Below are 12,613 nucleotides of genomic sequence, written 5' to 3' on the forward strand. Positions count from 1 at the left end.
GCTAGGTGAAAACTACAAGCCTCTTTGGCGTTGTTGCTTTTCTAGTTTCTTCTGCTGCTTCTTCGCTTTCAACGCTGCCGGGTCATCCGAGGCGATAAAAGCACCCGCACCGATTCCACCAAGTGCACCGAAAAGGTGGCCCTGCCAGGACACACCGATTTGAGTAGGTAGCAGACCCCAGAACAAACCGGAGTAAATGAACGCCAAAACTATGCCAAGCAGGAACTGTTTAATATCCTTGTTGAAAATTCCACGCACGATCAGGTAGCCAAGCCAGCCATAAATCAGGCCGGACGCACCGATGTGGTTGGTGCCGATTCCACCGAAAATCCATGTACCAAGACCGCCGATGAGACCTGCGATAATCGTGACTTCCCAGAACACGCGCTTGCCACTCATACCGATGAGGAAACTGAATATAAAGCCTGGAACGGTATTTCCAATGAGGTGGCTGAAGCTTCCATGCAACAGCGGTGAGGTGAAAATACCCCACAGTGCACTGGTATCCAGCGGATGAATACCAAAGTTGGTCAGGTTGAAGCCAGTGAGCAGCGCAATGACGATGGATGCCAAATGCACCGCCCAAATCACCACAACATAACCGATGGCGATGGTAAGACCTGTGCGCACACGGGATTTGTTTTTCAGCTGCTGATTCAGGCTGGCATCGGGCTTATTCCATGGCTTCACCGGCCCACCAGCAGGTTGGAAAGCGCCGGTGGTGCTGAAATTCGTGTTGTTATACGGGCTGTTGTAACTCATGGTAAAAGTTCCCTGAAGCTTTTGAGCCCGAGTCCCGGACTCGCGGTAAGTATGGCGTCGATAATAGCGTCCTGTACGCAATCTGCAGCATGAGCCGACAGTTCCGCCAGCTCAACCGGGGTAACGCCGCTACCATCACCTGATGACATAGCAAAAAATGTGTCACCGTCCATCGGCGAATGCGACGGCCGCACGGCCCTCGCCAAACCATCATGGGCCACCAGCGCCAAGCGCTTCGCCTGGGCTTTTGTCACCGGCGCGTCAGTTGCCACGACGCCGATGGTCGTGTTCAGCGTCTCTGCCGCGCTTTTTAGCTTATCGACGCCCACTCCCATCACTTCGGGCCTACCAAACAAAGCTCCAGTCTTTAGGTCCACGACTTCCCCAACAGGATTCGCCACGACCCCTGCCGCGATGGTGTACTTTCCGACCCGGCGCGAGCTTTGGCCAAAACCGCCACGCAGCCGACCTGCTGTAGCACCCGTTCCTGCACCGACACTGCCGGAACCATTGTGAGTACCAGCGAAAGCGTTTTCTACAGCCTGTTCCCCATCAGCCACTGTAGGCCTGTTTTTGGGATCACCCACCAACAAATCAAAAATCACAGCGCCTGGAACGATCGGCACGATAGGCCCTTCGGGACGAACAGGAAATCCGATACCGCGGTTTTCTAGGGCTGTCATCACTCCATCTGCAGCAGCCAACCCGAACGCCGAACCACCACACAACACCACGGCATGTGCTTGCTGTACAGAATTATGCGGTTCTAGAAGGTCGGTTTCCCTGGTGCCTGGGCCTCCGCCGCGGACATCGACGCCCGCAAATGCACCGTTAGGTGCAATGACCACTGAGCAACCCGTATCCCCCTTCGTGACGTGGCCTAAAAGGAAGCCCGGGACGTCGATAAGCATTAATTCATCATCGCTTCCAGCAAAGACTCTTGATTGTAGGCCAGCCACTGCACGAGATTTTCGCGGTCTTCCTCGGCGGCTTCTCCGCCGCGTACATCACCGGAGGCAACGTACAGGCGGATGTCATTGAGTGCAGCCAACCAAGCGTGCGCTTCCTCCTCAGAGGCGGTGACCGCAACATTTCCGTCGGGTCCCAGCGCATCGTTAATCACGCGCAGATTTTCCAGTTTTGCTCGGGTGATGTCGCCTTCATGGAGTGAACGGAGGAAAGAATTATCGCCGTCGTATTCCTCATCGCCCTCGTGCTGAAAATCAGGGAGCAAACGCGCAAGCGCCGGATCGGTTGGTGCTTCTTTGTGTCCACTGGTCATGCCAGTCATCTCTGCAAGAGGATCCTTCGGCACAGACTGTGCACGCTGAATCAACGCCTCACTGACCGCAGCTGACAAATCACCCAACACTTCCCGCTCCATCGGCTCAAAAACCACCGCGTAACGAGTCTGGCGCATCAGCCCTTTTTTCTTCTTCCACTGCTGCATGAAAATTCTCCCCTACCCTGCCTGCTGCATTGTCGCCCACAGCCCTGCGGTGTGGAGTTTCTTCACATCACCCTCCACTTTGTCCTTCTCGCCAGAACTCACCACGGCTTTACCTTCGGTGTGCACCTGCATCATCAGCTCAGTGGCCCTCTTCTTACTGAAGCCCAACACAGTCTGAAAAACGTAGGTGACATAGCTCATCAAATTGACCGGATCATCCCACACGATGCACAACCAAGGCAGGTTTTCGCTCGACAACGTGTGCACATCAAGCTCAACATCTGGCGTGGCAAGCGGTGCAGAAGGTGACGACATGTTCAAGCTTGATTCCACACTTTCCACTGCCTTCACTTCCTGCGGGTAGTGAAGTTGGTTTTGCCTATTCATGACAAATAGCCTAGTCAACAACCATGCGTTGGTGCAGAGTAGTCGCGCTTTTCCACCGAAAAATTAAAAGTTATGTGACACATCATCCAAGCATTTACACCCTTACCTGCAAGAATGCTGAATCCGAGAAGCTTACATGGGAGCCTATCGAACCCCCGGAACACATCGCATTTCCCAGGTCACTCTGATAGCCTTTTCCCTGAAATTGTAGTGAGTATTTGATTTTGTTCCCCTATCAATGCTGTTTTTGGTGACAAAAACTCGGCGGAAGGATCACCGAATGGAAGCCCTCGCAGCACAAGCGCGCACCCTGCTAGAAAGATGGGGTGTCGCGCCCACGCACGCATCTTTCGTCGAATCCATTGCAAAGGCCATCCCGATCCTGTCGATCCTGCTGACGCTCATCGTCACCTTGAACGGCATTTCCAGCGGAAACGTTCCAAAGTCACCGGAGCTTTCTCAAGTACGCACTGATGTCTTTAACAAGATTAATAACGTTCGAGGTACTGCAAATGAAGTACAACTTGACCTCGAGCTAAATGAAGCAGCCCAAACACTCGCACAGAAAAATGCTGATTCAAATTCTTCGGAAAATACGCCAGAGCGTGAAGATAATTTAGAGATCCTTCAGCAGTATCTTCCATACTCTGATGCCAATGCCGAAACTATCGTTAATCGGTTTTTAGATTCTCCTGAGCATGCTGGTCGATTGTTGGAAAAGAGGAATGAAACCATTGGCGTAGGCGTCGCATACAACGGCAATCGTGTTTGGGTAGTGGTGGAGTTCACTGTAGCTCCCGCTGATTCCGTAGAATCAACAGAGTGAATACCAATCCTTCTGAATTCTCCTCAAACCGTTCGACAGCTCTATTAACTGATAAATATGAGCTGACCATGCTTCAAGCAGCGCTCGCTGATGGTTCTGCAGAGCGCCCCTCAACGTTTGAGGTCTTTAGCCGCCGCCTTCCCAACGAGCGCCGATACGGTGTCGTCGCAGGAACAGCACGGGTGCTGAAAGCGATCCGTGACTTTGTATTCACAGAGGAACAACTCGCCGATCTCGACTTCTTAGACGACCGCACCCTGGAATACCTCCGCAACTACCGCTTCACCGGCCAAGTTGATGGATACCGCGAAGGCGAAATCTACTTCCCGCAGTCCCCTCTTCTGACTGTGCGCGGCACTTTTGCAGAATGCGTCATCCTAGAGACCGTCATTTTGTCCATCATGAATGCAGATTCTGCCGTCGCTTCCGCCGCTGCGCGCATGGTCACCGCAGCTGATGGTCGCCCCATCATCGAAATGGGATCCAGGCGCACCCACGAATACTCGGCAGTCACCGCATCCCGCGCAGCATACCTCGCTGGATTCTCCACCACCTCCAACCTCGAGGCGGCCTACCGCTACGGAATTCCAGCATCCGGAACCTCCGCCCACGCATGGACTTTGCTGCACATCAACGATGACGGCACCCCCAACGAAGCAGCAGCTTTCAAAGCACAGGTTGAATCCCTCGGCGTGGACACCACCTTGCTGGTAGATACTTATGACATCACCCAAGGTGTGGCCACCGCCATTGAAGTTGCCGGCCCAGACCTTGGTGGCGTACGCATCGACTCCGGCGACCTAGGTGTGCTTGCCCGAAAGGTCCGCAAGCAGCTCGACGATCTCAACGCCCACAACACCAAGATTGTGGTCTCCTCCGACCTGGATGAATTCGCCATCGCGGGCCTTCGCGGCGAACCAGTTGACGTCTTTGGCGTTGGCACCTCCGTGGTCACAGGTTCTGGCGCACCAACCGCTGGCCTCGTGTACAAGATCGTGGAAGTTGCCGGTCACCCTGTGGCCAAGCGTTCCCGAAACAAGGAAAGCTACGGTGGTGGCAAGAAGGCTGTGCGCACCCACCGCAAGTCCGGTACCGCAATCGAAGAAATCGTCTACCCATTCAATGCCGAAGCACCAGATACTGGAAAGCTCGACACTTTGAGCCTGACCATCCCATTGATGCGTGACGGTGAAATCGTTCCAGGCCTGCCTACTTTGGAAGATTCCCGAGCGTATTTGGCCAAGCAGTTGGTCTCTTTGCCATGGGAAGGCCTTGCACTGTCTCGCGATGAGCCTGTGCTGCACACTCGTTTTGTAGGATTCCCGCCGGTCGCTTAGGCAGTTCGGTCTCACCAAACCACAGTGCCCACGGATCGGGTTTTCCGATTTCGTGGGCACTCTGGTTTGGTTTGTCGCCCTCGAAACCAGACACAGCTGCCCATGGATCGTGTTTTCGACCTTCCTGGGCATTCTGGTTTGGCCAAGCTGAAAAACTGGCCGTGGACCCGAGAAGCTCGACTCTCTGTATCGCCGTTAAACGTGCTGTCTTAACCCACTTCAGGGGAACGTTCCTTCGAGAAACTCAATCCCTTAAATGGGCTTCTAGAGCGTTGGGGCTATTCCAGTGGGGCTTCGTATCAACTTGTTCGGGAGGCCACCGCAAAAAACTCAGATCACCTGGAAGTTGCCCGCCCAGAATCGTCCCCAAGCGCCTTTATCAAAGCAATCGAACCAGACCGTAAATCGGTGTTTCGCGTGGCTTAGTCTTTCGACTCCGATCTGGTTAGACTTGGCACAATGTCTGCGCCTGAATCACCCACAAATACCACCCCAGATCCGCTCAATGCTTCCACGGAAGAGTTGCTTACTGCTGCCGTTGAAGCGTTGGGTGGTGCCCGTCGTGCTGGCCAGGAAGCAATGGCTAAGGCTGTGACCAAGGCTTTTGATACAGAGCGTCACTTGGCGGTGCAGGCGGGTACGGGTACGGGTAAGTCTTTGGCTTATCTTGTTCCGGCGATTCGTCATGCGCAGAAGTCTGATTCCACGGTCATTGTGTCTACTGCGACGATCGCGTTGCAGCGCCAGTTGGTCAATAGGGATCTCCCCCGCTTGGTGGATGCGTTGGAACCCTTGATGGAACGTCGCCCGACTTTTGCGATTATGAAGGGCCGTTCCAATTATTTGTGCATGAATAAGGTTGCCCGCCAGGAAGAGCTGAATCAGGAAGATGCCCTGATTGAGCAGGAGGATATCTCGTGGTTAGGTAAGCACATTGTGCGCCTTAATGAGTGGGCCAATGAGACTGAGACTGGCGATCGTGATGATTTGGATCCGGGTGTTCCTGATCTTGCGTGGAAGCAGGTAAGTGTTACTGCCCGTGAGTGCATTGGCGCGTCAAGGTGCCCGCATGGTGAGGATTGTTTCGCTGAGATTGCCCGCGGGAAGGCAAAGGAGGCTGATGTGGTGGTCACCAACCATGCGTTACTTGCTATTGATGCGTTGTCGGATGTTTCTGTGCTTCCTGAACATGATGTGGTGGTCATCGATGAGGCCCATGAGCTAGATGGTCGCATCACTGCTGTGGCGTCGGCTGAGATCACGGTGAATTCGCTCAATTTAGCTGCTCGCCGTGCGTCCAAGTTGGATTCCGATAAGCGGGAAGAACGCGTCCAGGAAATCGCTGGCGATTTGGAAACCTTGTTGCAAACCATGCAGCCGGGCCGGTGGAATGACATGGATGAGGGTTCCAAAGGCACACTGGTGGCATTGAAGGACGCGTTGTGGGCATTGCGTGCTCAGATCGCGGGAGCACCTGAGGGTGAGGCTGCGAATGATCCGGAGCGTTTCGCCGAGCGACAGAATTTAAGCAATCACTTGATGGAAATCCATGATGCCATCGTGCGCATTTTGGAGGTCTTCGCGGAGGAGGATCCCTCCAAGCAGTACGACGTGGTGTGGCATAACCACGATGATCGTCGCGGGGATTCCCTCAATGTGGCGCCGCTGTCGGTTGCAGGGCTGTTGCATGAGAAGCTGTTCGCGGAAAACACCGTAGTTTTGGCCAGTGCGACGCTGACGATTGGTGGCAATTTCAATGCGATGGCTGCCAGCTGGGGTTTGCCGAAGGGTTCGTGGGATTCCATGGATGCCGGCACGCCGTTTGATCCGGCGAAGTCGGGTATTTTGTACACCGCTCGCCACCTTCCAGATCCTGGCCGCGATGGGTTACCGGAGGAAACGCTTGATGAAATCTACGAGTTGATCACTGCGGCGGGTGGCCGAACTTTGGGGCTCTTTTCGTCGAAACGCGCTGCGGAACAAGCCACCAAGGCGATGCGTCTGCGTCTGCCTTTTGATGTGCTCTGCCAGGGCGATGACAATACTGCCGCGCTGGTGAAGAAGTTTTCCGACAGCGAAAACACGTGCCTTTTTGGCACTCTCACGCTGTGGCAGGGCGTCGACGTCCCCGGCCGTTCGCTGTCGTTGGTGTTGATTGACCGCATCCCGTTCCCCCGCCCCGACGACCCGCTGCTGCAGGCCCGCAAGGAGGCCGCCGATGCCGAAGGCCGCAACGGTTTCATGGAGGTCGCAGCCACCCACGCGGCGTTGTTGATGGCGCAGGGCGCGGGCCGGTTGTTGCGGCACGTCGGCGACCGCGGCGTGGTAGCAGTGCTAGACCACCGCTTATCGACGAAACGTTACGGCGGTTTCCTGCGCTCCTCCATGCCCAGATTTTGGGAAACCACCAACCCAGAGACCGTACGCGCGGCACTCAAACGATTGGTGGCTAAATAAAAATAACTGCTACTGACGCTGCATGATGGGACCACCGCTGGCGGTCTGGAATGCGTAGGCATACAGCAGGAATGTAAGCGGAGTGGTCACCAACATACCGATGATCACTGCGCTGCCCAAGAAGCTCAACGCAAAAATAGCCAGTTCTAAGAGAATGACCTGACCAACGTTTTTGGACACTGCCTTCCAGCTTGCGGAAAACGCATCACCGATCGAGGCGTCGCGCAGCTGGAATGCCACAGGAACAGCAAAGACCAGCACCACGGCAGCGATAATTCCAGGAATGAGCAGCAAGATCATTCCGATGAAGATGACGATGTTGATCAAGATGTAAATACCGAGCGCCTTACCAAGGCCCTTCATCTTGAAGAAACTCTGAATGGTGATCTGCTCACCGCGCACAACTCGAGCCGCGTTGCGGTAGCAGTTAAGGGAGTACACAAAACTGATGAATGCCAGGACGATCATCAGCATGAACCCGAAGAAGCTGGTGCCACCCGCCGCTGCAATAGCTGCGGAATCAGAACCAGATGAGGTCGCTGCGAGCACACTAACCATCGGGAGGATCCACGCAAACATCAGCACAAGCAACACCGCGAAGTAGATCAGTGCAGACAGCACCCATGCCTGCCACGTTGCGGTAAAGCCCTTCCATGCCTGACCAAAAACAGTTCCAAGGTCAAAGGAGCGCCACTGAGCCTCCTGCATGGAAGGCTGTGGGACCTCAGGTGGGATGGGAGAACTGTAGGCGTTGAATCCTTGATCAAATGGCTGCCCGTAAGGCTGTCCATATGGCGCACCGTAAGGCTGACCGTAGGGCTGCTCGCCGGAAGGGTTGCCGAACTGGGAGTTCCAATTATTGTTGTCGTCGCCTGGGTATTGGGATCCATAAGGGCTTGTCATAACAATGTCCTTTTTCAATTGTGTGCAATAAGCGATTTACACAATACAAGGACTTGTTAATCAAAGCTCGTTTAGTTATGGAATTGCAACAACCGTCACGGTGTTGGGGGCAACCTCAGTAAAGCCGCCATCGCGAACTGGAACAGCACCAGGAGACTCGATAAGGCGCAGGAACTCCTCCGAGGGAATCTCCCTGACGTGCAGCGCAAAATCCGCTGCTTCCCACTGCTCCACCCACTCAAACGGTTGGTGCGCGGCAAGCAACATGGATGCGTGTCCTACCTGCGCAGCGGCCTTTCCCAGCGTCATCTTCAACGATTCATCAATGTAGATAACGGGGTATTCATCGTTGATCGGATTCGGCTCATCGAGAGGCAATTCCGTACCGGAAATCTGCAGCTTTTTGATATCTGCAGGCACATCCACCACTGCGCTGGGCAAAAATGCCCGAACCTTTGCAGCATCATCTTCCACAGTCACGCCGGGTAAATCTTGCACCCGATCCCACGCCGCATTACGAGCGCGACGTGACACCTTCCGAATCAAGTGTCCGTACCAACGTTCCAAGGCCGCCCGAAAATCAGGATCGGTGGATACTCGTTCGTCGAGGCAAAGCTTGACCACACTCCTCGCCGCCGCTTCCAACACATCTGTCCGCCGGGGCGGATTCTGTTTCGGAATGTGCAACGCGATCTGCATTGCCTGAACGGTCGAAGGATCCGAAGGATCCTCGCTATGTGGCCCGTCGCTAGCCCGGGCCTTGAGGAGGAGGTGGGCGTCGAGAAGCGAATCTTTAGGCATTGGTCAATGGAACGCGGTGGAAGGTGCCGTCTTCCTGATCCGCCAGATCGATCTCGTCGCGGGAAATGCCCATGATGTGCAAAACCTCGTCGAGGAATGGGTGGTTCACGGAAGTATCCGCAATCTCCTTCAGCGCAGGCTTCGCGTTGAAAGCAACACCCAGACCCGCAGCGGAGAGCATATCGATGTCATTAGCGCCATCACCGACAGCGACAGTCTGGTACATCTTCAGGCCAGAATCCGCAGCGAACTCACGGAGGAACTCAGCCTTCGCAGCGCGGTCAACGATCTTGCCGGTGACGTTGCCGGTCAGCTTGCCATCAACGATTTCCAAAGTGTTGGCGCGGACATAATCCAACTCCAACTCCTCAGCCAAACCTTCCAACACCTGGATGAAACCACCGGAAACAACAGCGGTCTGGTAACCCATGCGGTTCAGCGTACGGATCGTGGTGCGCGCACCAGGGGTCAGCTCAATAGCGGCAGCGACCTCATCGATCACCGACGCATCCAAACCAGCCAACGCCTTCACACGCTCACGCAGAGACTCCTCGAAATCGAGCTCACCGCGCATCGCACGCTCAGTAACTGCCGCAACTTCAGCTTCCTTGCCCGCGTGAGCCGCCAACATCTCAATGACCTCACCAGTGATCAACGTGGAATCACAATCGAAGCACACCAGACGCTTAGAACGACGCAGCAAACCAGAACGCTCAATCGCAATATCCACATTCAGCTCAGAGGTAAGAGCAGCAAGCGCCTTACGCATCGCTTCACCACCACCAGGGCTGACATCCGGCACAGTCACCTTCAGCTCCAGGCCGGTCACAGGGTAATCCGAAATACCACGAATGGTGTCAATGTTGGCATCGTAATCCGCCAGGGTCTGACCAATGCGGGAAATATCCAACGCATCAACCGGATCCCCCAACACCACAACAACATGGGAAGAACGAGGACGGGACGACTGCACAGTTTCCTGCAGCTCCACCACCACGGACTGTCCATGCACCTTGAGGGTGTCAGTCAGGCCTGTGGTGACGGTCTCGACACGCTCAGGTGCGATACCCACAAACGCCGCCAAGTTCAAAAAGCCACGGAACATTGACTGCTCAACGTCCAAGACCTGAACCTGATTAGCGGACAAGACCCTAAAGAACGCGGCAGTCACACCTGGGCGGTCTTTACCGCTCACTGTGATCACCGCAGGAAGATAACCTTCACGCAATGCAACCTGCTGTCCGGCTTCCAGCTCAGCGATTTCTTGGGATTCATTCTGGATGAGTTCAGTCACGGCAACAATTGTCTCATGTCTGAGCGCGGAACACGACATTGGAGATTTATCAGTCGTTGCTGGACAATTGTGTAGCTTTGGGGGATTGGGTGAGATGTATTCAGGGGTGCCCCAAGTCGGAATATGAAAAGCACCAGCCCCGGCAGATTATCTCTGCTGGGGCTGGTGCTTATTTAGTCAGGTACCGACTTAAATCAGACGCTTTTAGCGACTGGAGTCAGATGCAAGGGCTGGGGCGGTACCCAATTCTGGAGCATTAATATCATCGTGATGTCCAGTGTGTGCCTCTGCGCGCATGCGTTCAATCATGTGCGGGTAGTGCAGCTCGAACGCAGGGCGCTCGGAGCGGATACGAGGCAAGGATGCGAAGTTGTGGCGAGGAGGAGGGCAGGAGGTTGCCCACTCCAGGGAGTTGCCGTAACCCCAAGGATCATCAACGGTAACGAGCTCACCGTAGCGCCAGGACTTGAAGACGTTCCAGATGAATGGAATGACAGACAGGCCAAGCAGGAAGGAGAACACGGTGGAGATCTGGTTGTAGATGGTGAAACCATCAGAATCCAGGTAGTCAGCGTAACGACGTGGCATACCCATGTTGCCGACCCAGTGCTGGATGAGGAAGGTTCCGTGGAAACCGACGAAGGTCAACCAGAAGTGGATCTTGCCAAGACGCTCGTCCATCATACGGCCAGTCATCTTCGGGAACCAGAAGTAAACGCCTGCACACGATGCGAACACCACGGTACCGAAGAGGGTGTAGTGGAAGTGCGCGATCAGGAAGTAGGAGTCAGCCAAGTGGAAGTCCAGTGGTGGGGACGCCAGCATAATGCCGGTCAGACCACCGAAGAGGAAGGTAGCCATGAAGCCAACAGACCAAATCATTGGGGTTTCCCAAGTGATGTGGCCCTTCCACATGGTTCCAACCCAGTTGAAGAACTTAACGCCGGTAGGAACCGAAATCAGGAACGTCATGAAGGAGAAGAACGGAAGCAAAACTGCGCCAGTAACGAACATGTGGTGAGCCCACACAGCCATGGACAGTGCACCAATGGACAAGGTTGCGAAGATCAGGCCGACGTAACCGAACATTGGCTTACGGGAGAACACAGGAATGATCTCAGAAACAATGCCGAAGAACGGCAGTGCCAGAACGTAAACCTCAGGGTGTCCGAAGAACCAGAACATGTGCTGCCACAGGAGGGAGCCGCCGTTAGCTGGATCGAACAGGTGTCCACCAAGCTTGCGGTCGTACAGAACACCCAGTGCAGCAGCGAGCAGCAGTGGGAAGATCAGCAGAGCAAGAACGGAAACAACGAAGATATTCCAGGTGAAAATAGACATACGGAACATGGTCATACCAGGTGCGCGGAGGCAGAGGATGGTGGTGAGCATGTTAATTGCGGAAGCAACGGAGCCAATACCAGTTGCACCGACACCGACGATCCACATGTCAGAGCCAAGGCCTGGGGAGTGAATTGCGTCAGACAGTGGGGAGTACATGGTCCAACCGAAGTCGGCAGCACCACCCGGGGTCAGGAAGCCAGTCAGCATCGCAACACCACCGACGGTGGTGATCCAGAAGCCGAAAGCATTCAAACGTGGGAAAGCTACGTCAGGCGCACCGATCTGAAGTGGCAGGACGTAGTTAGCAAAACCCCAAACAATTGGAGTTCCGTACAGCAGCAGCATGACAGTTCCGTGCATGGTGAACAGCTGGTTGAACTGCTCATTAGACAGGAACTGCAGACCAGGGGTGAAAAGCTCCGCTCGGATAAGCAGGGCCATCAAGCCACCGAGGAAGAAGAAGCTGAAGGACATAATGATGTACATAATGCCCAGCTGCTTGTGGTCGGTGGTGGTCATCATTAACCATGCTTTGCTGCCCTTGCGTGCATGGCCTGTCGGCTCGGGCCTCTGAGGGGCGACGTGCCCGTCGACCCTAGGCGCCACAGCGGTCATAGGTTCCTCCTGACTACGGGACGATCCATTCGGATTACCGATCGTCCTTTAACAACACTGCCTGATCTTAGGCCACAGGCAGGATCCGATGCCAACCCAAAAAGGCCGGTATGCAGCTAACTATATCCCCTTTTCATGCCCAAAAAAAATGTTTTTCAAACAATTCATGAGGTCGCTGCCAGGTTCAGTCACTTGTGGGCAGTGACTTTCAACCAAAGGTGTGAAGGGGTTCACAATTTGACGGACATTTCGCCAGGAAGCCCTACCCCCACGGTTAACCCCTGCCACAGATTTCACAATTCCCCCCGCCGGGGTTCAATCGAATGGTTGAGACGTCCATTCCAGGGGCGTTTTCTCCTAAAGCGTGATGCGCCGCCGAGGGGTCCACGGGGCGCCTGGCGCTCCCCTACCCCGATATGCGCTTCGGAAAAACCCGC

The 12,613-nt window shown here is 54.8% G+C and carries 11 protein-coding genes; 3 read left to right on the forward strand and 8 right to left on the reverse strand.

The features are described from left to right. Nucleotides 1-12: 12 nt before the first annotated feature. From KW808_RS12935 to clpS, 4 genes are read right to left on the reverse strand one after another with little or no spacing between them, the layout of a single operon-like run. Nucleotides 13-762: a rhomboid family intramembrane serine protease gene (locus tag KW808_RS12935; protein WP_003860306.1), complete on the reverse strand. Its 750-nt coding sequence runs from the start codon at nt 760-762 to the stop codon at nt 13-15. Beyond that, the gene (locus KW808_RS12940; RefSeq protein WP_034983158.1) at nt 759-1,673 is read right to left on the reverse strand and encodes a P1 family peptidase; all 915 of its coding nucleotides are present in this window, start codon (nt 1,671-1,673) and stop codon (nt 759-761) included. The genes KW808_RS12935 and KW808_RS12940 overlap by 4 nt, the downstream gene beginning before the upstream one ends. Further along, nucleotides 1,673-2,212 (reverse strand): DUF2017 domain-containing protein, encoded by a 540-nt coding sequence (locus KW808_RS12945; RefSeq protein WP_003860301.1) that lies wholly within the window; start codon nt 2,210-2,212, stop codon nt 1,673-1,675. Before KW808_RS12945 ends, KW808_RS12940 begins: the two co-directional genes overlap by 1 nt. Before the next feature lie 12 nt (nt 2,213-2,224). Further along, nucleotides 2,225-2,527: an ATP-dependent Clp protease adapter ClpS gene (gene clpS / locus KW808_RS12950; protein WP_011897801.1), complete on the reverse strand. Its 303-nt coding sequence runs from the start codon at nt 2,525-2,527 to the stop codon at nt 2,225-2,227. 352 nt (nt 2,528-2,879) lie between these two features. Between clpS and KW808_RS12955 the strand changes: the two genes are divergently transcribed. From KW808_RS12955 to KW808_RS12965, 3 genes are all read left to right on the forward strand, one after another. Then, complete coding sequence (locus KW808_RS12955) at nt 2,880-3,425, forward strand: CAP domain-containing protein (protein WP_003860299.1); 546 nt, start codon at nt 2,880-2,882, stop codon at nt 3,423-3,425. Further along, the gene (locus tag KW808_RS12960; protein ID WP_003860297.1) at nt 3,422-4,762 is read left to right on the forward strand and encodes a nicotinate phosphoribosyltransferase; all 1,341 of its coding nucleotides are present in this window, start codon (nt 3,422-3,424) and stop codon (nt 4,760-4,762) included. Before KW808_RS12955 ends, KW808_RS12960 begins: the two co-directional genes overlap by 4 nt. Before the next feature lie 459 nt (nt 4,763-5,221). Next, the gene (locus KW808_RS12965) at nt 5,222-7,219 is read left to right on the forward strand and encodes an ATP-dependent DNA helicase (RefSeq protein ID WP_003860294.1); all 1,998 of its coding nucleotides are present in this window, start codon (nt 5,222-5,224) and stop codon (nt 7,217-7,219) included. 9 nt (nt 7,220-7,228) lie between these two features. Here the strand turns inward: KW808_RS12965 and KW808_RS12970 are convergent, their stop codons facing one another. The 4 genes from KW808_RS12970 to ctaD form a co-directional block, all read right to left on the reverse strand. Then, on the reverse strand, nt 7,229-8,122 hold the full coding sequence (locus KW808_RS12970) for a DUF7847 domain-containing protein (protein WP_003860293.1): 894 nt from the start codon (nt 8,120-8,122) through the stop codon (nt 7,229-7,231). 75 nt (nt 8,123-8,197) lie between these two features. Then, entirely contained in the window at nt 8,198-8,923 is a 726-nt protein-coding gene (locus KW808_RS12975) for an aminoacyl-tRNA hydrolase (protein WP_227747768.1), read from the reverse strand. Beyond that, on the reverse strand, nt 8,916-10,217 hold the full coding sequence (gene serB, locus KW808_RS12980; protein WP_003860289.1) for a phosphoserine phosphatase SerB: 1,302 nt from the start codon (nt 10,215-10,217) through the stop codon (nt 8,916-8,918). Before serB ends, KW808_RS12975 begins: the two co-directional genes overlap by 8 nt. Before the next feature lie 204 nt (nt 10,218-10,421). Beyond that, the gene (gene ctaD / locus KW808_RS12985) at nt 10,422-12,176 is read right to left on the reverse strand and encodes an aa3-type cytochrome oxidase subunit I (protein WP_034983160.1); all 1,755 of its coding nucleotides are present in this window, start codon (nt 12,174-12,176) and stop codon (nt 10,422-10,424) included. Nucleotides 12,177-12,613 lie beyond the last annotated feature (437 nt).

Origin of the sequence: [Brevibacterium] flavum (assembly GCF_019317305.1) — a bacterium.
Lineage (GTDB): Bacteria > Actinomycetota > Actinomycetes > Mycobacteriales > Mycobacteriaceae > Corynebacterium > Corynebacterium glutamicum.